Here is a 20,248-nt window from a genome sequence, read left to right on the forward strand (position 1 = left end):
CCTTCCTTCCTAAAAATACCCATAGGAAAGAAGGCGTGAATAAGTGCAACATCGTCCTTCTGTCCCTGTCCGAAATAGGATCAAGGCAGGTCGTACTAGCGATAAAAAAAGTTTTCTACCGGTATGACTCCTAACGGCTATCATCCTTCGCTTTATTATACATGATTCAAATTGGCAACTGCAAACGTCGGGATTTTAGTTTTCTGTCCAGTAGACGAGTTCCGCCGAATGGAATGCTTCCATTCCTTGGTCCGTTTCGACCATCAGCGTTCCATCGGCGCGAATTCCGCGCAAATAACCAGACAAGGTTTGTTGACGCGAGCGTAGTGTAACGGGTTGATTGAGCTTATCCGCAAGATGTTCCCACGCTTCGACAAAAGAGCCGAATCCATCGACCAACCATCGTTCGTACATCTGCTCAAACTGATTTAAGAAGGATGCAACGATTTCTGCCCGCCGAAACGTTCGATTGGTCGCGAGTTTAAGGGACGTCGCCCGATCAGCGATTGCCGTACTAAAGACGTCATGGTGGACATTGATTCCAATTCCAATGATTACCGAGCTGATCCGGTTTGCTTCTGTCTGCATTTCCGTCAAAATCCCTGCGACCTTTCGGCCATCAATCAATAAATCATTCGGCCATTTGATTGTCACTGGCACGTCGAACTCACGTAAAGATGTCGCTAGGGCAATGCCAGACACGAGTGTTAATTGTCCTGCTTGATCGAGCGGGACGTCTGGTCTTACTATCAAACTCATCGCAATGCCGTTTCCTTTCGTCTCGTGCCAGACACGACCGAGCTGTCCGCGCCCACTCGTCTGGTAGTCACAGACGACGAGTTTCCCTTCTTTGACCTGCTGTTGTGCTAAATCATGCGCAATCCGTTGCGTCGTCTCCGTCTCCTCGACATGAAAAATATCACGTCCGAAAAATTTCGTCTGTAAGTACTGTTCGATTGCAAGTGCTGTTAAATGATCACCACGATCGATGAGGTGGTACCCGGTTTTTTTATTCGATTCAATCGCGTACCCTGCTTCTTTTAAAGACGCAATTTGTTTCCAAATAGCGGTACGTGAAATATTTAACTGGTCAGCTAAATCTTGACCTGAAATCCAATCCGTCTGCATCAATCGTTGCAAGATTACGTCTCGTGTTGATTTTTCCATTTGCTCACTTCCTCTAACAGAATCGAACGTTGATTTTCAAGGTGTCCGTTTACGACATGCTGTTCCAAATAGTGGAGTGCTTCTTTGATTTCTTGTTTTTTCAGCCCGGCAGCAATCATGTCGCGTCCGCCGACTCGTAAATCTTTTAACGAACGGATCGCTAAAGTTGTCCGGTCTGCGTGACTCCGACCTGTCATTTGATTTAAGACGAGCAGTTCCTCGTCCGTCAATGTATACCGTTGCCAGTCCGTTAGTTGCTCCAGTCGAACAAGCGCTACGAGTCGTTTTGCCCGTTGCTCCTGTTTTTTCGAACGTTTAAAGACACGTAACCGTTCTTGCGGAAACCCGGCGTCGAGCAGCAGCGTCCACACATTTTCTGTCGAGACACCCTGTAATGATGATTGTGCTAATCGTCCCATCACTTCTGAAGTGACGTGTGGAAGATAGGTCGCGAGTCCTGTGCGTAACATCGCTTGTAACGCTGCAGCACGCCCCGGTCCAAGGAGTAGTTTTTCGAACTCAATCGCGACACGTTCGATTGCGACGTGTTGAATCGTCTCCGCTTGCTTCGCGATGGCCCGCTCCGTCAAACCGTCTAACGAGAACTCGAGCTGACTCATGAAGCGAAAGGCACGAATCATCCGTAAGGCATCTTCTTCGAAGCGCTCTTCTGGCCGGCCGACCGTTCGAATGATTTTGCTCGCAAGGTCGGATTGTCCGCCAAAGAGATCGACGAGCCCGGTTGGTTTTAACGCCATCGCGTTGATCGTAAAATCACGTCGTGTCAAATCTTCTTCCAGCGAGACGCCAAGCGTCACGTGGTCTGGTCTACGGCGGTCGCTATACGTTGACTCAGAACGAAACGTCGTCACTTCGAACGGTACGTGTTCTAAGACGATCGTCACCGTCCCGTGCTCGAGTCCGGTCGGGATGACGACCGGAAACAACGGGATGACCTCGTCCGGTAAGAGTGACGTCGCTAAATCATAATCGCCAGGCGCGCGTCCGAGTAACGTGTCGCGGACAGCTCCACCGACGACATACGCTTCGCCACCTGCACGTTCGATTGTTTCAATGATCGTATTCGCCAGCTCAGACATTTTCATATCGTGCACACACCCGTTCATAGACCTGTTCATACTTCCGGACGATTTCATTTGAATCGAACCGTTGCCGTGTATCGCGGATTCCGGCATCCGCCATCTGTTCGCGTAACTCGGGCGTATCGGCTAACTGGCCGATTCGTTCCGCCGCTGCCTTGACGTCATACGTCGGAACGATGAATCCAGTTTGTCCGTCTTGGATCACTTCTGGTAAGCCACCGGCATTCGAGACGACACTCGGAACTCCGACCGCCATCGCTTCAAGGACGACGAGTCCGAACGCCTCTTTTTCCGACAACAATAAATGGATGTCACTGATTGCGAGCAACTGGGCGACATGTTCTTGTTTTCCGGCGAAGATGATTTTTTCATAGACCCCGAGTTCTTTTGCCCGGCGGCGCGTCTGCCCCATCTCCGGACCATCTCCGACGAGTAATAACCGCATGTCACGATTATTTGCAGCAATTGCAAATGCGACGAGCGTATCATCGATGCGTTTGACGGGGCGGAAGTTCGAAATATGTATGACGACGACTTCTCCCGGCTCAATCCCATAATGTCGCTTAAGGCGTTCATCGCGCATCGGATAATACACACTCTCATCAATCGAGTTCGCAATGACGTCAATATCGTACTCGGCATGCAACGTCATGTTCGTCTCAAGAGCAAGACTTTCCGAGACGGCCGTCACAGCATCCGAACTTTCGATTCCGTAACGGATGGCTGGCTGCATCTCTAAGTCTTGACCGATGACCGTGATGTCCGTTCCATGTAAAGTCGTCACGACAGCGACGCCTTTCTTCTTCGCCATATTGCGTCCGAGCTCTGCACAGACGGCATGCGGGACGGCGTAGTGGGCATGGATGATGTCGAGATCGAACACATCGATGACTTCTGCGACTTTCGAAGCCAATGTAATATCATAAGGCGGATATTTAAATACAGAATATTGGTTGACTTCTACGAGGTGAACCGTGATATTCGGACGATATTCCGTCAGGCGAAACGGCATGCTTGATGTAATGAAGTGGACATCATGCCCACGATCCGCAAGTTTCATCCCGAGTTCCGTCGCGACGACACCACTTCCGCCTACGGACGGGTAACAAAGGATTCCAATCGACTTTTTCATATAAGATCACTCTCTCTTTAATTAGGTTAAGCTTGTCTTCTCGATTCAATTGTAAACAAAACGCCTCTTAAAAACTACATCGACCACTTTTCAAGGAGATTTCCGTAGAAAAGCTAGTCTTTTTCAACGTCTACCGTTACCCTAGAGAAAGAGTCTTGTTAGAGAGGAGCAACCTGATATGGCACCCCCATTTCAATTTCCGATTCGCTTCCGAAATATTTTTTGGATTTTAATCGGATCATTTATCTTTGCGTTCGGCATTTATCATTTTAATGTTCAAAATGAGTTAGCTGAGGGTGGATTCACGGGAATCACCCTTATTTTAAAGGGCTTGTTCGGTTTATCCCCGTCGATTACGAACCTCGTCTTAAACGTCCCGTTATTTTTCGTCAGCTATAAAATGCTCGGGCGGACGACGTTCATCTATACCTTGATCGGCACGTTCAGCTTTTCCCTTTGGTACGGCTTAATCGCCAACTATTCACCGCTTGAAATCATGTTGAAAGATGATATGGTGCTCGCTTCGTTGTTCGCCGGCGTCTTCATCGGTGTCGGCCTCGGCATCATCTTCAACAACGGCGGGACGACGGGCGGGGTCGATATCATCGCCCGACTGACGAAGCGGTATTTCGGATGGTCGATCGGTCGGACGTTCATGATTTTTGATTTTTTCGTCATCGTCGCTTCATTGACATATCTCGACTACAAACAGGCGATGTATACGTTGCTTGCCGTCTACGTCGGGGCCCGTGTCATCGACTGGATGCAGGAAGGAACGTATGCTGGTAAAGCCGCGATGATCATCAGTGATCACCGGACGGAGATCGCCGACGGGATTCACGCGACGATGAACCGCGGAACGACGCGGTTACTCGCGAAAGGTGGATTCTCCGGTCGCGACCTTGAAGTCTTGTATGTCGTCGTCGCCCGCAATGAAATCACCCGGTTGAAGACGCTCGTCAAAACAGTTGACCAACATGCTTTCATCACACTCCATGATGTGTATGAAGTAACCGGCGAAGGATTTACGTTCGACGAAAATCGTGTTCCGATCAAGGAAACGTAAAAACAAAAAAAACACCCGTATGATTCGATTCTGAAGAAGAAGATCGAACCAGCCGGGTGTTTATTTTTTATTAATTTGTACGCGTTACTCTTGAATTACTCGTCAGACGGTGCAAAGACCATCAAAGCGAGGCGGAGGAATTCGGCGACAGCGACGAGTGTCGCAGCGACGTAAGTCCAGGCGGCGGCGTTCAAGACACGGCGTGAGCCACGCTCTTCTTCCGCATCGATGATTCCGTGTTCCGTTAACTGAGCCATCGCCCGTTTCGACGCATCGAACTCAACCGGCAACGTCACGAGCTGGAAGACGACGGCACCGAGCATCAAGATGACACCAAGCATCGCAAGACCAGTCATCCCAGCGAAGAAACCAACGAGTAATAACGGGAATGACAGATTCGACGTAATTGACGCAACCGGTGCAATCCGGTGACGGACACGCATCATGTTATAGTCCGTCGCATCTTGGATGACGTGCCCGATTTCGTGCGCTGCAATCGAAACGGCAGAAACCGTTGAACCATGATACACATCTTCCGAAAGACGAACGACTTTATTCGTCGGATCGTAATGATCGGACATCGTTCCGCCGATTGCTTCGAGACGGACATCCGTAATCCCATTCTGTTTCATGATGAAGTCAGCGACTTGAGCGCCTGTCACCCCACTATGAATCGGAACTTCTTGGTATTTTTTATACGTTTTTCGGACTCGCATTTGTGCCCAGATGGGAACAATGATGATGATGGCGAGGTAAATCAGATAGTTAGCCATGTAACATCTGTCCTTTCCTAAAAGATTATATCCTTATTTTACGTTCAAGCGACCTTATTGTCAATCGAATCGCGTGCGACAAAGAAATATCCCATCAAAATACATAATCCCGTCAACCAGAACGAACCATAGCCAATCCACTGGATGTGCTCCGCAAGTGCCGGATAGCGTGGCCACTGACCGAGCACGTAGTCGACGACATCGTTATGGATGACCCAAATCGAGACAAGGACAAGTTCCTTGACGCGAAACGTCATGAATGGAACATAAAGCAGTGCCTGGAATGCCATCGCGCCGTGCGAGACCATCAACATCAGTGCCATTGCCGTCAAATAACTGTTACCTGTCCCGAGTTCTTGAAGCATCAAGGCATTCATGACGACGGCCCAGACACCGTATTTAATCAACGTGACGAACGCGAGCGCTTCAAACAGTCGGGAACGACGATTGAAGATCCATAAAAACACGATGATCGTAAAAAATAGCGACGCCGTCGGACTGTCCGGGATGAACGGATAATAGTACCATTTCGCCGTCTCGAGTTGCGGTTGATACCAATAATAGCCGTATAACGTTCCCGCTAGATTGATTAATCCGAGCGGCCAAAGGAGGGCTTTATGTTTTAAAATCTGCAAAAACGGCACATTCATTCACCTCATGATAGACAAAAGCCGGAGGAATCATTCCCCCGGCTCTTCTCTTATTTATTGTTCTCTCCGCCTTCACCGTAAGAAGCGATGAATTTAGCGAGTTCTTTACGATCTGCATCTGAACCTTTGTACTGTCCAGCAGGCATCGCACCGACACCTTTATCTGCGATTTCATAAATTTCATCTTCTGTCTTTTGTGTCCCGACGAGGGCAGGAGCGGCTGCTCCACCTTCGAGGTTCTTACCATGACAGTTGACACATGACTGGTTCGAGTAAATTTCATACCCTTTCGCCGTCGTATCGATTTCAGGACCTTCGTTCATCGTCAACTCACCTTGTTTATGGATCGTATCCCAGTGCGTTGTTTGAACAGATTCCCAAGTCAAGAAAATGATTGAGACGATTCCGAGTAACATCATGCTGACTGCGACTGGACGTTTTGCCGGGCGACGTTCAATCCCTTGGTCGAGCCACGGTGCTACGAGTAACGCCGTAAAAGCAAGACCTGGAAGAATGACAGTTCCCATCAAAATGTACGGACCGGCAGCAAATTGATATTTCAAGAGCTGATAGAGGAATAGGAAGTACCAGTCCGGAAGTGGAATGTACGACGTATTCGTCGGGTCAGCTATGTTTTGTAGTGGTGCTGCTTCAACGATTGTCAGCGTCATGAAGCCGATCAAGAAGACCGCTCCTACCATCCATTCGCGAAGTAAGAAGTTTGGCCAGAACGCTTCCGTCCGACCTGGATACTCAGAATAGTCTTTCGACTTATTCGGCATCCGGTTATTGATCGACACCCGTGAATCGGTGACGAATTTCATTCCTTTACCACGATGCATCGTGTTCTCCCCCTTTTAGGTTGCCTAAGTTGATTGTCGGTTTAAAGTGGTCCAGAGATCCCTTGTTTACGGATCATCATGAAGTGGGCCCCGAGCAAGACGAACAATGCCGCAGGAAGGAAGAAGACGTGAATCGCAAAGAATCGAGCAATCGTACTTGCACCGACGATTTCTCCACCCGCGAGGAGCGTCTTCGCGATGCCACCGATGACCGGTATGCTTTCCGCGATTTGAATCGTAACTTTCGTCGCGAACAATGCTTTCATGTCCCAAGGCAACAAGTATCCTGTTAGACCAAGTGCTAAGACAACGAAGAACAAGAGGACACCGACGACCCAGTTCAATTCACGTGGCTTTTTGTATGATCCTGTGAAGAAGACGCGTAATGTATGTAAGAACAACATTACGATGACGACTGATGCGCCCCAGTGGTGCATACCACGAACGATTTGACCGTGTGCGACTTCGTTTTGAAGATAGTACACTGACGCATGGGCATTGATGATATCTGGTACGTAATACATCGTCAAGAACATCCCTGAAAGAATCTGGATGACGATTGTAAAGAACGTCAACCCGCCAAAACAATAAACGAATGCTGAAAAGTTATGGGCAGGGTTTACGTGTTCTGGAACTTCATGATCGGCGATATCTCGCCAAAGCGGAGTGATATCAACCCGCTCATCAATCCAATCATAGATTTTTTGCATCATCGCTTACGCACCTCTTTCGACTGGTTTACCTAAGTAGAGGAAACCATCTTTCTCTTGCATTTCATATTCATCAAGCGGCTTCGTCGGAGGCGTTCCTGGTACGTTGACGCCATCTTTCGTGTACCGTCCGAAATGACATGGACAATAGAATTGCTCTGGGTGCGTCGGATCTGCTCCGAAACTGACTTGGCATCCTAAATGCTTACAGATCGGTGATAGTGCGAGAATTTCGCCCTTATCATTTTTGAAGACCCATGCTGATAATGTTTCTTCGAAATCATACCAAGCATCCTGTGTTTGCTTCTTGAAGTCGACCCGTTTTGGTTCTGTTGTGATGTCCGACAACTTCATTACTTTTACTTTATCGCCTGATCCTGATTTCTTCAGGACCGGATCAACTGCGAAGTTGACCATCGGCATGACCATCGTCGCTGCCATAAAGCCACCGACTCCAGTCAGTGTATACGTCAAGAATTGACGACGTGTTACGTTAGACCCGTTTTGAGCCATATCGATCCCCCCTTGTGATGTACGCCGTGCCCCAAGACCACTGTACTTCACACAAATTTCTCACATGGTAATAGTATCTTAATAAAATCATCGCGTCAACCGCTTCATAGCGCGGTCCAACGGTTTCCTAACTGTTCGAGAACTTGTCCTACAAAATTCCCGACCATCTGACCTTGCTGGTCGCGACTCATCGTCTCGAGCGATAATCGTGGAACATAGACGATGTCGTCGACCGCTGTGTCTTTCCAGCGTAAATCTGCCGTAATGAACGTGACAAAACGGAATTGCTCGGCAGATGCCGCTTCCCGCCAACCGTTCAATTGATCGAGTGACGGTATACCGACATACGTCATTGCTGGAAGGAGCATCGCCCGACCGGACAGTTGCCGTTCGACTTCTGACGCAACCGTCAGTGTCATGTCAGCACATTCCGCAAAAGCATGCATCGATTCATCAAATCCGATCGGTATCAATGGGACGACCAACGTATCGATATACGCTTGTTCGTTTCTCGTCCTTTGAACATCGGATGGTTTGAAACGCAAATCATTTCCCCCTTTCCTGTTCACTTACATTTCGTCACATTTAATGTATCATATCCGCTTTTATTACTGCTCGCTTAATGTGAACGTTTTATGAAATTCCATTCTATTTTTCTTCATATTTAGGTTTTTTTCAAACTCAAAAAAAATCATCCTCTTCTTTATCCGAAGAGGATGACTGCAGACAAACGCGTATGAAGATTGAAAAGTGTATTTTAGTTATTGGAGTTGGCTCCGAATCGTCCGCAATTCTTCCGAGAGTGATTGAAAACGACTCCGATCGCGTGCATCAAGTGCTTCATCAATCAAACGAATCAATCGCTCTTCCTCTTGCCGATTGACCGTCGCCGCGATGAAATTCATCGCTTCGTCCGCTAATCGTGGTTCAACAGTGACCTCCGGTCGAAACGGGTTCTCTTCAAGTAGGGACAAGTATTCATCATCCATCATCATCCCTTGAAAATTTAACTCGATATAAATCGGTTCGTCCGTCAATCGGATGTCGTGATATGCCTTTTCCGGGTCAGTTGTTTTAACCTCACCTTTTTTAAAGAGAAACGGTTCAGCGTCAAACCCGTATGTCGTCATGATGATTGCTTTTGGCGCGAACATCGCATTTTGAACAAAATGAACTTGATCCAGTTTCGCATCATTACGAAGCCAATAATCAAGGATCCATTTGGATTCCCGACGCTTCAACGTGTAATAGGTCAAGATGCGGCGCAAGAAACGCTGTTTTCTCTCTGTCATCTCAATCCTACTCCCTTCTCCAATCGAATCAACTATCCATCCGTTCGACATAATCGACGAGATCAGCATCTTCTGGAGCGAACATCGCTGCCCGACGCAACAATGCTTGTCCCTCTTCGCGTCGTCCTTCTTCAACCAATGCGAAACCATATTCTTTCAAGAAGAGGGCATCATCCGCGAATGCAGATTCAACTTGAGCATACTGCTTCATCGCATTCGTATAATCTTCCAGCGCATAGAGTGATCGAGCACGGTACCACGTCAAGATTGGTGCCGTGACGTGTTCTTCGATTGCTGAAATCGTTTCAATCGTCGCCTCATGGTCCTCATCTTCAGCGAGGAGCGCAAGTAAACGTTCCGCAGCGAGCAAGGATTCCGGGTTAAGGGCAAGAGCTTCACGTAAGGCGTTGACACTCCCTTGGCGGTCTCCTAACTTCAAGAGGAATAAAGCTTCCATCGTCCGGAGCTCATCATTATAATCGTCTCGCTCCATCCCTTGCTTGATGACATTCAACGCTTCCTTCGTCAAGCCGAGTTCTGCTTGACTCTCGGCGTAAGGCACGTAAGCCGACGTATAATCTGGATCTTGGGCAATCAGTTGTTGGAACGTTTCGACCGCTTTTTGGTGTAGTCCGACGCGGTGAGCGGTCATCGCAAGTCCAAACAGCGTATGCAAGTCAGACCGTTCCGCGACTGCACGTTCATATAAGGGAATCGCTTCTTCGAATTCACCGATCATTGCGAGCGACTCGGCGTACAGGGCATCCAGTGGCAATTCTTCTCTTAATGCCGGAACAGCTGCAATTTCAGCGAACAATGGGACCGCTTGATCAAACGCTCCAAGTGTCATATAGAGTTCAGCCAGTCCGTAAGCGAGCAACGGTTCATCCGGCGCAAGTGACCGTGCCTCTTTTAATTTCGCGAGCGCGACTTCGTCGAGTCCTTGTGATTGATAGAGGTCCGCTAACAAAACTAATGTCCGAGGTCCATTTTCGCTATCCGTCTTATCGACTTGTTCAAGGACAGTGATTGCTTCTTCTTCTCTATCAAGATCGATATAACATTCGGCAAGCAATAAAGCGACGCCAGCATTCCCCGCATAATCGACGTAAAGAGGCGATAAGATATCGACTGCCCGGTCCGAGAGTCCGAGTTCGATGTAAAGATCTGCGACAGCTAAGCGATCCTCATCGGTCCCTGTCTTTTCAAGTTGTTCGAGTGAAGCTAACGCTTCCGACGTATGGCCGTGTTCTAGCCCTTCGACGATTTCTTTTAATACCTGTTCGTTCAAGGCAAACGCCTCACTTTCTAAATTCAATTCGGAACTTATCCGTTCCCGTTATCTTGCAGTTTCTTTAAATCATCATAGAACGTTGGGTAGCTGACTTCAACTACTTCATTCCCGTTCACTTGAATTTCTTCGTTCAATGTCTTAGCAATCGTCAACATCATCGCCAAACGGTGATCACCGGCACTGTCGACCTCCGCCCCTTTTAATGACGTCGGGCCTTCAATTGTCATCCCGTCTGCCGTCGCTTCAATCGACGCTCCGAGTCGTCGTAGTGACGCGACGACCGTCTCGATCCGGTCCGTTTCTTTGACGCGTAACTCCGCTGCATCCCGGATAATCGTCTTTCCTTCCGCTTGCGTCGCGAGTAAAGCGAGGAGCGGAATCTCGTCGATCAATGAAGGGATTTGTTCTCCTTCAATCGTCATCGCCTGCAGGGTAGTCGATTCTACCGTCACATTCGCGACTTCCTCCCCTGCCACTTCCTGCCGGTTCGAAATTTTGACGCTCGCACCCATTTGTCGTAATACTTGTAAAAATCCGATCCGGGTCGGGTTCATGAGTACGCGTTCCGTCGTGATGACACTGTCCTCGCCAATCGCCGCCGCCGTCCACCAAAATGCAGCCGAGGACGGATCGCCCGGTATATCGACCGTCGTCGCCGTAAGTTGAACAGGACCTTCGACACGAATATGCCGTCCGTCTTCAAAGTCATCGATCGTCACATCGACGCCGAATTGCGGCAACATCCGTTCCGTATGATCGCGTGATAAAATCGGCTCAATCACCGTTGTCTCACCTGTCGCAAATAACCCCGCTAGTAAGACCGCACTTTTCACCTGAGCACTTGCGACCGGTAAGGTATACGTCGTTCCGACGAGCGGTTGCCCCTGAATCCGTAACGGAGCGTAGTTCCCTTCGATTTTCGCACCAAGCTGACTGAGTGGAATCGTCACCCGATCCATCGGCCGTTTTTTTAACGAATCATCGCCTGTCAATTCATACGCCGCCTCGCTACCAGCTAAAATACCGCTTAGTAGTCGAATCGTCGTTCCGGAATTCCCACAATCGATTTTTGCTTCGTTTAATGCAGTCGTCCCTGTAATCTGAATCGTTTTTTCAGAACGCTCGATTTTCGCACCAAGTGCCTCAACCGCCTTCAGTGAAGCGAGACAATCCGCTCCTTCGAGTGCATTCGAAATCGTCGTCGTCCCGTTTGCAATCCCACCAAATAAAAAAGCACGGTGTGTCATTGATTTATCGCCGGGTACTCTTACCTTTCCCTTTAATCCCATTTCAAGCACCTCACAGTCATGTCATAGGCGGACAGCAATCGTCCCACCGGAATTTCCTCTAAGTTAAATTTCCCGTTTTCTGCTAAGACGAATCGAATCGACTGATTATTTTTTTTATCCCGTTTCATATAGTCGAAATAGACCTCGAACGATTGCCTTTTTGGTAGTTCGACACCTAAACGCGTCAACAATTGAGCCAGTTGATCTCCTTCTTCGACTTGTCCCTCTAACATTTTGGCAAAGACTAAACCGATTCCGACTGCCTCACCGTGCGCGAGACGCTCACTCGCATACTCGACGGCATGACCAAATGTATGCCCATAATTTAAAAAGGCACGGATGCCTTGTTCTTGTTCATCTTGTTCGACGATTCGTTGTTTGACGGAAATCCCTTTCGCAATCCAGGATTCGAGTGGCAACTCTCTCATATCGGACAGTTTTAAATCCATCAATTGATCAGCAAACGGTTCCGCTGCCAATAGACCATGTTTCAACAATTCAAAAAAACCGCTTCTCCACTCGCGGTCCGGTAATGTTTTCAGAAAAGATACATCGTAGAGAACGGCACTCGGTTGATAGAACGCCCCGACGAGGTTTTTACCGAGCGATAGATTTAGCCCGACTTTCCCGCCGACGCTCGAGTCATGCGCGAGTAACGTCGTCGGAATTTGGATGAACGGAATGCCCCGTAGAATCGTTGCTGCAACGAAACCGGCGAGATCTCCAATCATTCCACCACCAAATGCCAGGATGACCGTACGACGGGTCACCCCTCGTTCAATGCCTTCTTGAAGCAAGTCTGCATACGTTTCGAGCGATTTACTGCTCTCACCTGGTACGACAGTACTCGTCATCCAGTTTGTTTTCGGAAAAAGAGTCGTGACGTGTTTGATCAATGTCTCTAAATGAAGGGAACTGACCGTTTGATCGGTGATAATCCAAAAGCGATCTGCTACCTGTGCTTCTTCGACTTCCGCCAGGTGTCGCAACGCACCCGGCTCGATGTGAACCGGATACGGGCGACTCGCTTTGATGCAAAGATGCGTCAAAACAGACGCACCTCCTCCTTGTAATCAGCTATCGTTTGTTTTAATCGATCCATCGTTGAACTCCCGAACATTTCGAGAATCGCGGCTGCGACTTCGAATGCGACGACAGCTTCGAGAACGACAGCTGCTGCGGGCACAGCACAAGCATCACTGCGTTCAATTTGGGCCGTGAACGGCTCTTTCGTCTCAATATCGACCGATTGCAGGGGTTGATACAATGTCGGAATCGGCTTCATCGCAACTTGAACCCGAATCGGCATTCCTGTCGACATCCCACCTTCAATTCCGCCTAGGTGATTGGTTCTGCGGGAGTAACCTGCTTCACTATGAATGATTTCATCTTGGACCGTACTACCGGGACGACGCGCCAAATCAAAACCATCACCAAATCCAACCGCTTTCATCGCATTGACACTGATGACAGCTTGGGCGATCCGACTGTCTAACTTCATGTCATTTTGCGTAAATGATCCAATCCCCGGAACAAGTCCCGTGACGACGACTTCGACTTCACCACCAAGTGTGTCGCCGTCTTTTTTAGCTTGATCGATCGCACGCATCATCTGTTCAGTCGCTGCTTCATCTGCACAACGGACTGGAGAAGCTTCAATCAACTCACGCCGCGTCGTCGGATCAACGGCTTCAGCATCAACGCCACCGATTGATCGTACATGGGAAAACAAATCGACATCGAGCTGTGCCAACAATTGTTTCGCGATTGCCCCAACTGCAACTCGGGCCGCCGTTTCTCGAGCAGAGGAACGTTCGAGGACATCACGGAGATCACGATGACCGTACTTCAAGCCACCTACAAGATCCGCATGTCCTGGGCGTGGGCGTGTCAATGTCCGCGGACGTTCAAGCGCTTCCTCGAGCGGTTCCGCCTGCATGACTTGTTTCCAGTGCGTATGGTCTTTGTTTTCAATAAACAGACTGATTGGCGCCCCCGTCGTGTAACCGTGACGAATTCCCCCCCGAACATCAATCGCATCCTGTTCGATTTGCATCCGCCGTCCACGTCCATAACCACCTTGACGTCGTGTCATTTCAGATTGAATTTTTTCGAAATCGATTGTTAGTCCGGAAGGAACACCATCGATGATGACGGAAAGTCCTTTTCCGTGTGATTCTCCAGCTGTCATGTAGCGCATACGCTTCATCCCTTCACGTCGTTAAATTTTTTCATAAAAGAAGCTTTGCTTCATTTTTAGACCAAATCGTTCCGGTTGAAAGATTTGTTCCGTTCCGCCGACGAATAAAATGCCGCCCGGTTTTAACGCATCCACAAAAGAGCGATAGACGTGCGCTTTTGCTTCTTCTGTAAAGTAAATAAGTACGTTACGACAGATGATTAAATCAAATCCACTGTCATAGCGATCTCCTAACAAATTATGTTTACTGAAACGGACGAGCCGTTTGATTTCTGGAGCGACCTCATATTGTTGATCCTGTTCGATGAAATATCGTTTTTTTCTTGATTCGACGACTTCGTTTAAGGCTGAAATGCCGTATCGACCTTGCTTCGCCTTTTCAAGAACGATCTCATCTAAATCGGTCGCTTGAATCGTGAATTGGGCAGGGTCCATCATCTCATTAAGAATCATCGCGAGCGAATAGGGCTCTTCCCCCGTTGAACAAGCCGCGCTCCATGTCCGAATCCGACCATGCGCACGTGCTTGCAGCACTGGAAGAATATCTTGTTCGAGCTGTTGCCAGCGAATCGGATTTCTGAAGAATTCACTAACATTGATCGTCATCCGGTCCAAGAATTCTTCATATAAGGTCTCGCTTTTTTCCATTGCCTGCATATACGAGGCGAAGGTATCATGTCCTTTTTTATCGCGCAAAGCCGTCAAACGTCGTTTCATTTGTGCTTCTTTATATTGTCCTAAATCAATTCCTGACTTTTTTAAGAAACGTTGGATGAAAAGCTCGTAATCGTCCATAGTACACCTCACTGGTCCTCTCTATCATCGGTCATACACGTTTTATGACCCTATCTTATTCTCTATAGTAGCATAAAGCCATTTCCTTTCCAAAATACAAAAACAGACGATTGAGCAATTGCTCAATCGTCTGTTTGCCGTTCGTTTCATTATGCGTTTACCGGTTGCCCTTGAAACCAAAGTCCAAGTTCACGCTCCGCACTCTCGACGCTGTCTGAACCATGGATGACGTTCTCGCTCATCGTGTTCGCGAAATCTCCCCGAATCGTCCCAGGTAGTGCTTCTGTCGGTTTTGTTTTTCCAATCATCAAACGTGAAACAGATACGACATCCGTTCCTTCGACACGAAGTGCGACGACAGGACCAGACGTTAAGAAAGTGACCAACTCTCCAAAGAATGGCTTCTCTGCGTGCTCTGCATAATGTGCTTTCGCCAATTCTTCAGACGCTTGCATCATTTTCATTTCACGTACAACAAATCCTTTTCGTTCGATCCGGCCGATGATTTCCCCAATCAATCCGCGTTCGACACCATCAGGTTTTACCATTAAAAATGTTTGTTCCATTTTTGAGTCCCCCTATGAAATGCTTTTAGAAAAGCGCTTACATAGTAAGTTTACTCGTAAACGGATCGAGCGGCAAGAAATTTTTGACAGTTTCTTATCCTTTTCGCTTTCCAACGTAACGTGCGACTTCTTCAAGTGAACGCTTTGCAGAAGACTTCGGTAAATGCTCTAAACGACGAATCGCTCGCTTAATGTAAAGATCGACGGTCTGTTGTGTCCGTTCAAGTGCGTCAGACGCTTGCAGACGATCAAGAAGTGGCGCGACTTCTTCGTGGGAGGGCATCTCCTGAATTTTGACGAGTTCCTTGAAAAAAGCTGGATTTTCTGAGGCGTAGAAAACTGGCAACGTCTTGTGCCCATGTCGTAAATCTTCTGCGACCGGTTTACCAAGCTCGACCCGGTTCGCTGTGAAATCCAGTAAGTCATCCGCAATTTGAAAAGCAAGACCGATGTCACGCCCAAATTGCCGCAATGCTTTCGTATCCGCTTCCGAGCAGTTCGCGACGATGGCTCCTAGATGACAACTTGCCTCAATCAAGATCGCCGTTTTCCGCTCGATTCGTTTAATATATCGTTTAATCGATTGATTCCAATCGTATTGATCATAAATTTGTTCGATTTCACCCTCACAAATTTCGCGCATCGCATGGACCATGACTTGGACGAGTTCCGGTTTCCCGATTTCTCCAATCAATTTGACTGCCTCACCAAACAAATAGTTACCCGAGTATAATGCAACTTCTTCATCAAAACGTTGCATGACGGTCGGCTTTCCACGTCTCAGTTCGGCATCATCGATGACATCATCATGCACGAGTGATGCCATGTGGACCAGTTCAAGACTTGCCGCGACACGGACCAGTTCATCCCGGTCTGCTTGACCAAACTTCGAAGCGAGCAAAACAAAAGCCGGACGAATCCGTTTCCCCCCCGCTTTCAAGAGTTGTTGTCCCGCAGCATCAATCGTCGGTTCTTCGGACGCAATATGATTTGTTAAGAATCGGTCGACTAAATTCACTTCTTTCGTTACATCTCGATAAATTGAATGCAGTGACATCTCACCACTTCTTCCCGAGGTGCATTGCAGCCGCCCCACCTGCAAACGCCTTTACTTCGACCTGCATGAAGCCAGCCTGCTCAAATAATTGCTTTAATTCAACACGATCGAGGAACACTTCCGTCGATTCTTGAAGCCAGTTATATTGATCAAACGATTTTGCAAACAAACGACCGACTTGTGGCATGATTTTACCAAAGTATAACGAGTAGGCCTCACGGAAAATTGGTGCCGTCGGTTGACTCGTCTCAAGACATACGACTGTTCCACCTGGTTTTAAGACACGATGCATCTCTTTGATGACTTGGAGATAGTCCGGAACATTCCGTAGTCCAAACCCAATTGTCACGTAGTCAAAGGAATGATCACCAAAAGGTAAATCCATCGCATTGCCATGAATCAATTCGACGTTTTTCATCCCTAACGCCTCGACTTTATCGACTCCGACTTTAAGCATGTTTTCAGAGAAATCAAGTCCTTTGATGACACCGGTCGGACCAGCCGCTTTCGCGAGTTGAATTGTCCAGTCAGCCGTTCCGCAACATAAATCAAGACATTTCGCCCCCGGAAATACATCCATCCGGCGCATTGTTTCTTTTCGCCATAATTTGTGCAAGCGGAAACTGATGATGGAATTCATCTGATCATAATTTGTCGAAATTGATTGAAACACTTCATAAACTTTCTTTTCTTTTTCTTGTGTCTGCACGCAGTTCACCCTTTCAAGAATATTACGCTACTGCCATTTGTTCTAAATGTGATAATAGTAGTTGTTGCGCTTCATGATCGAGCAACTCGGCCTGTTTCCGAATGATGCGTTGCCCTTCTCGTGTTAACCAATCTTGACCGCTGATTGCCGCCAAACCTTGAACGAGTCCAAATTCCGCCGTCAGCCAGAGTAAGACGTAATCTTCTGTCGACGTATAATTTCGCTCATGGATCGAACATTTTGCTTCATTTACACGCTGTACGGTCCGTCCTAACGTCACGAGTGCCGTTTGGGGAAGCGACGCTAACTCTTCAAAAAAGTAAGTCGAAAAAAGATCTCCCGCCAATACGAGCAATTGTCTTTCTTTTGATCCTCGTTTCGTTTCACCTACTCGTTCATGTAAGACAAGTGCAACCTTCGCAAAATGTACGCCCTTTACGAGCGCCTGCCAATCCAATGTCTCGTTTTGAGCGACATCAATCAACCAACTGATCTGTTCACGATCGATGGAAGGGAAATCCACATGTCGAGCTAGTTGAGTCGTCTGTTTGTTGTTGAGCGCAGTAATGATTTCTGTCATGAATAGCTCTCGTTGGTCCATGCTTTTACCCCCCGATCTCCAGTGCCATCTCGTTGATGGATGTTCTTCTTTTTTAATATACCATAATCATCGCTTTTTCACGCCTTTGAATACCCACAAAAAAAGCCGTTCGAGGAATTCCTCGAACGACTATGTAGCCAAATTACTTGACTGCATCTTTCAATGCTTTACCCGGTTTGAAGGCAGGCACTTTGCTTGCTGGGATTTCGATATCTTCTTTCGTACGTGGGTTGCGACCTTTACGAGCGGCACGTTCACGGACTTCGAAGTTACCAAAACCAATCAATTGGACTTTTTCTCCAGATTGGAGTGTCTCAGTGATTGATTCGAATGTTGATTCAACAACTTTAGTCACGTCTTTTTTTGTAAGACCTGATTTTTCGACAACCGCTTGAATGAGTTCAGTTTTGTTCATTACTTTCACCCCCTCCCAATCGCTTCTTCGAGGCTAATCATACCTTATAGACGTTGCTATTACAACATTTTCGTCATAATCCCTCTCAATTTTCTGATTCTTCGATCGATTCCTCAGAAAACGTAGGTTCGCCTTTTTCGTTAATTGTATAGCTTTGAGAGTATGCCGGGACAAAAGGTTGATCATCATACAGTAAATGACGAATATCTTGACCGACTTTTGGTTTTTTCTTCGCAGTTTCAACGGCTTTCTTCAATTCAGGAAGATAGTTGACATACAACTGCCCTTGACCGTCGACATAGATGTCCAGCTCCGTATCGGAATAAGGACTCGGAATCTTCGGTTCTTCCTTAATGAACAACTTTTTATAGTCGAGTGTGAATTGATTTTTACCAATCGAACCTTTAAATGGATACTTTTCATTTTTCTTTCGGTACGTATCGATGCGCACCTGTAGCTTTTGGAGTTCTTCCGCAACGAGTAAATCCATCAGCTTTACAGTCGGTTTCTCTTCCACATCGACTAACAAGTAAATGAACGTTCCACCACCTTCGAAACTATTCGGTGGAGGATCACTCATATAACGAGGAATTAAGCGTCCGAGTTCAATTTGATACCGCTCCATCAAAGGCGTATCTGCATCTCTTGTTTTGATCGGTAAGACACCGGTATCTTTTTGATACGCGTCGACAGCATCTTGAACCGTTGCGATTTGTTGCGGATAAGGTATCCGGTTCGAAGGTTTTTGACTATCCGGGAAGAGACATCCCGATAACAACATGACAGGCACCAACATGAAAAGAACGACTAGCTTCTTCATGCGCTCGGACCTGCCATGACGATGAACACCATAATAATGGAAGCTACAATAAAACATAGGAAGGCAAGGGTCGAGAGCAGGAACTGCCAAACCCCTGTCAATTTCGTTCGACTGATCGTGACGAATAAGACGCTAATCGCAAATAACCCGATCCCGCCAAACGAAATCCACATTTTTAATAATCCAGGACTCAAGGTTTCCACCCCACTCCGTTAATCTTTCGTCGTAAACAGATGTTCAATTTCATTTTTTTGCGGGCGTTGCATCAACTTCCGTACTTCTTCTTCCGGTGTGTGACCATCGAAAAGGACATGGTAGAGTGCCGTCGTGATTGGAAGCTCGCACTGTTTCGTTTCTGCCAAATCGTAAGCAGCTTGAGTCGCACGAACTCCCTCAACGACCATCCCCATGTTTTCTAATACGGTTTCGAGTTTTTCACCACGCCCGATGGCATTCCCGGCTCGCCAGTTCCGACTATGGACTGATGTACAGGTCACGATCAAGTCACCCATCCCCGTCAAACCGGTGAACGTCATCGGTTTAGCACCAAGCAATGTACCGAGACGCGCGATTTCTACCATTCCACGCGTAATCAATGCTGCTTTCGCATTATCTCCATACCCTAAACCGTCCGTCATTCCTGCAGCTAAGGCAATGATGTTCTTCAAGGCGCCACCAAGTTCCGCTCCGATGATATCCGCGTTCAAGTACACCCGGAAGTTTTCATTCATGAAGAGTTCTTGGACACGACCGGCCTCTTCTAAATCTTCAGAAGCAATCGTCACCGTCGTCGGTTTACGTAATGCAACCTCTTCGGCGTGTGACGGTCCTGTCAAAACACAGACCGCCGAACGTTTTGCGGGATCGATTTCTTCTTCAATCAACTGAGACAATCGTAAGTGCGTCTTCGGTTCAATCCCTTTCGACGCATGAATGAGGACGACGGGTTCTGTTAATCGTTCATTTAACTGGCGTGCGACGCCACGAATCGCTGACGAAGGCGTCACAATCAAAATATGCGAAGCACCTGCTACAGCATCATCTAAATTCGTCGTTGCCCGTAAAGAAGAAGGCAATGCCACACCAGGCAGAAATTGTGTATTCTCATGATTTTCATTAATGGCATCAACATTTTTTTGATCACGGCCATAAAGAATGACGTCATGACCATTATCTGCTAAAACGAGTGAAAGCGCAGTTCCCCAGCTTCCAGCTCCAATGACTGCAATTTTTTTCATCATGATTTTCACCCTG

Annotated in this window: 24 protein-coding genes; 1 reads left to right on the plus strand and 23 read right to left on the minus strand. The window is 47.5% G+C overall.

Annotated features, from left to right (window positions below; translation table 11 throughout):
* Positions 1–195: 195 nt before the first annotated feature.
* Genes KNP88_RS01110 through bshA form a run of 3 tightly spaced genes read right to left on the minus strand, consistent with a single transcriptional unit; the run spans position 196 to position 3,402 of the window.
* A complete protein-coding gene (locus KNP88_RS01110; protein WP_088837315.1) occupies positions 196–1,167 on the minus strand; it encodes a biotin--[acetyl-CoA-carboxylase] ligase in 972 nt (323 codons plus the stop codon).
* Entirely contained in the window at positions 1,143–2,273 is a 1,131-nt protein-coding gene (locus tag KNP88_RS01115; RefSeq protein ID WP_251137097.1) for a CCA tRNA nucleotidyltransferase, read from the minus strand. The genes KNP88_RS01110 and KNP88_RS01115 overlap by 25 nt, the downstream gene beginning before the upstream one ends.
* The gene (bshA, locus tag KNP88_RS01120; RefSeq protein WP_088837316.1) at positions 2,260–3,402 is read right to left on the minus strand and encodes an N-acetyl-alpha-D-glucosaminyl L-malate synthase BshA; all 1,143 of its coding nucleotides are present in this window, start codon (positions 3,400–3,402) and stop codon (positions 2,260–2,262) included. Before bshA ends, KNP88_RS01115 begins: the two co-directional genes overlap by 14 nt.
* A 178-nt stretch (positions 3,403–3,580) precedes the next feature.
* On the opposite strand from bshA, the gene KNP88_RS01125 reads away from it, so the two are divergent.
* Positions 3,581–4,468: a YitT family protein gene (locus KNP88_RS01125; RefSeq protein ID WP_214807344.1), complete on the plus strand. Its 888-nt coding sequence runs from the start codon at positions 3,581–3,583 to the stop codon at positions 4,466–4,468.
* A gap of 95 nt (positions 4,469–4,563) precedes the next feature.
* Here KNP88_RS01125 and KNP88_RS01130 read toward each other — a convergent pair whose 3' ends face one another.
* The 20 genes from KNP88_RS01130 to KNP88_RS01225 form a co-directional block, all read right to left on the minus strand.
* Positions 4,564–5,241, minus strand: coding sequence for a zinc metallopeptidase (locus KNP88_RS01130; protein WP_088837317.1), 678 nt, complete (start codon positions 5,239–5,241; stop codon positions 4,564–4,566).
* A 44-nt stretch (positions 5,242–5,285) separates the two neighbouring features.
* On the minus strand, positions 5,286–5,891 hold the full coding sequence (locus KNP88_RS01135) for a DUF1405 domain-containing protein (RefSeq protein ID WP_251132445.1): 606 nt from the start codon (positions 5,889–5,891) through the stop codon (positions 5,286–5,288).
* A 50-nt stretch (positions 5,892–5,941) separates the two neighbouring features.
* Positions 5,942–6,733, minus strand: a complete 792-nt coding sequence (locus tag KNP88_RS01140) for a menaquinol-cytochrome c reductase cytochrome b/c subunit (RefSeq protein WP_214804441.1) — start codon at positions 6,731–6,733, stop codon at positions 5,942–5,944.
* Between the two features lie 41 nt (positions 6,734–6,774).
* Positions 6,775–7,446, minus strand: coding sequence for a menaquinol-cytochrome c reductase cytochrome b subunit (gene qcrB, locus KNP88_RS01145; RefSeq protein ID WP_012370658.1), 672 nt, complete (start codon positions 7,444–7,446; stop codon positions 6,775–6,777).
* 3 nt (positions 7,447–7,449) lie between these two features.
* Positions 7,450–7,956, minus strand: a complete 507-nt coding sequence (locus KNP88_RS01150; protein ID WP_029330633.1) for a ubiquinol-cytochrome c reductase iron-sulfur subunit — start codon at positions 7,954–7,956, stop codon at positions 7,450–7,452.
* Positions 7,957–8,060: 104 nt separating this feature from the next.
* A complete protein-coding gene (locus KNP88_RS01155) occupies positions 8,061–8,501 on the minus strand; it encodes a DUF2487 family protein (RefSeq protein ID WP_029330635.1) in 441 nt (146 codons plus the stop codon).
* Positions 8,502–8,717: 216 nt separating this feature from the next.
* Positions 8,718–9,248 carry a ReoY family proteolytic degradation factor gene (locus KNP88_RS01160; RefSeq protein WP_029330637.1) on the minus strand — a complete coding sequence of 177 codons (531 nt, stop codon included), beginning with the start codon at positions 9,246–9,248 and terminating at the stop codon, positions 8,718–8,720.
* Between the two features lie 28 nt (positions 9,249–9,276).
* Complete coding sequence (locus tag KNP88_RS01165; RefSeq protein ID WP_029330640.1) at positions 9,277–10,539, minus strand: tetratricopeptide repeat protein; 1,263 nt, start codon at positions 10,537–10,539, stop codon at positions 9,277–9,279.
* A gap of 35 nt (positions 10,540–10,574) precedes the next feature.
* Complete coding sequence (gene aroA / locus KNP88_RS01170; protein WP_214892005.1) at positions 10,575–11,831, minus strand: 3-phosphoshikimate 1-carboxyvinyltransferase; 1,257 nt, start codon at positions 11,829–11,831, stop codon at positions 10,575–10,577.
* Positions 11,822–12,880 (minus strand): 3-dehydroquinate synthase, encoded by a 1,059-nt coding sequence (aroB, locus tag KNP88_RS01175; protein ID WP_214892007.1) that lies wholly within the window; start codon positions 12,878–12,880, stop codon positions 11,822–11,824. The genes aroA and aroB overlap by 10 nt, the downstream gene beginning before the upstream one ends.
* Positions 12,877–14,031 (minus strand): chorismate synthase, encoded by a 1,155-nt coding sequence (gene aroC, locus KNP88_RS01180; protein ID WP_088837321.1) that lies wholly within the window; start codon positions 14,029–14,031, stop codon positions 12,877–12,879. Before aroC ends, aroB begins: the two co-directional genes overlap by 4 nt.
* A gap of 21 nt (positions 14,032–14,052) precedes the next feature.
* Entirely contained in the window at positions 14,053–14,826 is a 774-nt protein-coding gene (locus KNP88_RS01185; protein ID WP_214765107.1) for a CheR family methyltransferase, read from the minus strand.
* 149 nt (positions 14,827–14,975) lie between these two features.
* On the minus strand, positions 14,976–15,392 hold the full coding sequence (gene ndk / locus KNP88_RS01190; protein WP_088837323.1) for a nucleoside-diphosphate kinase: 417 nt from the start codon (positions 15,390–15,392) through the stop codon (positions 14,976–14,978).
* Positions 15,393–15,486: 94 nt separating this feature from the next.
* Positions 15,487–16,449, minus strand: a complete 963-nt coding sequence (locus KNP88_RS01195) for a polyprenyl synthetase family protein (protein ID WP_088837324.1) — start codon at positions 16,447–16,449, stop codon at positions 15,487–15,489.
* Position 16,450: 1 nt separating this feature from the next.
* The gene (locus KNP88_RS01200; RefSeq protein WP_029330660.1) at positions 16,451–17,158 is read right to left on the minus strand and encodes a demethylmenaquinone methyltransferase; all 708 of its coding nucleotides are present in this window, start codon (positions 17,156–17,158) and stop codon (positions 16,451–16,453) included.
* A gap of 22 nt (positions 17,159–17,180) precedes the next feature.
* Positions 17,181–17,759: a heptaprenyl diphosphate synthase component 1 gene (locus tag KNP88_RS01205; protein ID WP_029330662.1), complete on the minus strand. Its 579-nt coding sequence runs from the start codon at positions 17,757–17,759 to the stop codon at positions 17,181–17,183.
* A 142-nt stretch (positions 17,760–17,901) separates the two neighbouring features.
* Positions 17,902–18,174, minus strand: a complete 273-nt coding sequence (locus KNP88_RS01210; protein WP_012370671.1) for an HU family DNA-binding protein — start codon at positions 18,172–18,174, stop codon at positions 17,902–17,904.
* An 85-nt stretch (positions 18,175–18,259) separates the two neighbouring features.
* Entirely contained in the window at positions 18,260–18,994 is a 735-nt protein-coding gene (locus KNP88_RS01215; RefSeq protein ID WP_029330664.1) for a hypothetical protein, read from the minus strand.
* Positions 18,991–19,188 carry a DUF2768 domain-containing protein gene (locus KNP88_RS01220; RefSeq protein WP_029330666.1) on the minus strand — a complete coding sequence of 66 codons (198 nt, stop codon included), beginning with the start codon at positions 19,186–19,188 and terminating at the stop codon, positions 18,991–18,993. Before KNP88_RS01220 ends, KNP88_RS01215 begins: the two co-directional genes overlap by 4 nt.
* A gap of 18 nt (positions 19,189–19,206) precedes the next feature.
* A complete protein-coding gene (locus tag KNP88_RS01225) occupies positions 19,207–20,232 on the minus strand; it encodes an NAD(P)H-dependent glycerol-3-phosphate dehydrogenase (RefSeq protein ID WP_201302334.1) in 1,026 nt (341 codons plus the stop codon).
* Positions 20,233–20,248: the final 16 nt, after the last annotated feature.

Origin of the sequence: Exiguobacterium sp. H66 (assembly GCF_018618705.1) — a bacterium.
GTDB lineage: Bacteria > Bacillota > Bacilli > Exiguobacteriales > Exiguobacteriaceae > Exiguobacterium_A > Exiguobacterium_A oxidotolerans.

Bases quoted from the DNA above. Each gene is read 5' to 3' on its own strand.
- KNP88_RS01110 (WP_088837315.1), bottom strand. From the start codon at position 1,167: ATGGAAAAATCAACACGAGACGTAATCTTGCAACGATTGATGCAGACG.
- KNP88_RS01115 (WP_251137097.1), bottom strand. From the start codon at position 2,273: ATGAAAATGTCTGAGCTGGCGAATACGATCATTGAAACAATCGAACGT.
- bshA (WP_088837316.1), bottom strand. From the start codon at position 3,402: ATGAAAAAGTCGATTGGAATCCTTTGTTACCCGTCCGTAGGCGGAAGT.
- KNP88_RS01125 (WP_214807344.1), top strand. From the start codon at position 3,581: ATGGCACCCCCATTTCAATTTCCGATTCGCTTCCGAAATATTTTTTGG.
- KNP88_RS01130 (WP_088837317.1), bottom strand. From the start codon at position 5,241: ATGGCTAACTATCTGATTTACCTCGCCATCATCATCATTGTTCCCATC.
- KNP88_RS01135 (WP_251132445.1), bottom strand. From the start codon at position 5,891: ATGAATGTGCCGTTTTTGCAGATTTTAAAACATAAAGCCCTCCTTTGG.
- KNP88_RS01140 (WP_214804441.1), bottom strand. From the start codon at position 6,733: ATGCATCGTGGTAAAGGAATGAAATTCGTCACCGATTCACGGGTGTCG.
- qcrB (WP_012370658.1), bottom strand. From the start codon at position 7,446: ATGATGCAAAAAATCTATGATTGGATTGATGAGCGGGTTGATATCACT.
- KNP88_RS01150 (WP_029330633.1), bottom strand. From the start codon at position 7,956: ATGGCTCAAAACGGGTCTAACGTAACACGTCGTCAATTCTTGACGTAT.
- KNP88_RS01160 (WP_029330637.1), bottom strand. From the start codon at position 9,248: ATGACAGAGAGAAAACAGCGTTTCTTGCGCCGCATCTTGACCTATTAC.
- aroA (WP_214892005.1), bottom strand. From the start codon at position 11,831: ATGGGATTAAAGGGAAAGGTAAGAGTACCCGGCGATAAATCAATGACA.
- aroC (WP_088837321.1), bottom strand. From the start codon at position 14,031: ATGCGCTACATGACAGCTGGAGAATCACACGGAAAAGGACTTTCCGTC.
- KNP88_RS01185 (WP_214765107.1), bottom strand. From the start codon at position 14,826: ATGGACGATTACGAGCTTTTCATCCAACGTTTCTTAAAAAAGTCAGGA.
- ndk (WP_088837323.1), bottom strand. From the start codon at position 15,392: ATGGAACAAACATTTTTAATGGTAAAACCTGATGGTGTCGAACGCGGA.
- KNP88_RS01195 (WP_088837324.1), bottom strand. From the start codon at position 16,449: ATGTCACTGCATTCAATTTATCGAGATGTAACGAAAGAAGTGAATTTA.
- KNP88_RS01205 (WP_029330662.1), bottom strand. From the start codon at position 17,759: ATGGACCAACGAGAGCTATTCATGACAGAAATCATTACTGCGCTCAAC.
- KNP88_RS01210 (WP_012370671.1), bottom strand. From the start codon at position 18,174: ATGAACAAAACTGAACTCATTCAAGCGGTTGTCGAAAAATCAGGTCTT.
- KNP88_RS01215 (WP_029330664.1), bottom strand. From the start codon at position 18,994: ATGAAGAAGCTAGTCGTTCTTTTCATGTTGGTGCCTGTCATGTTGTTA.
- KNP88_RS01225 (WP_201302334.1), bottom strand. From the start codon at position 20,232: ATGAAAAAAATTGCAGTCATTGGAGCTGGAAGCTGGGGAACTGCGCTT.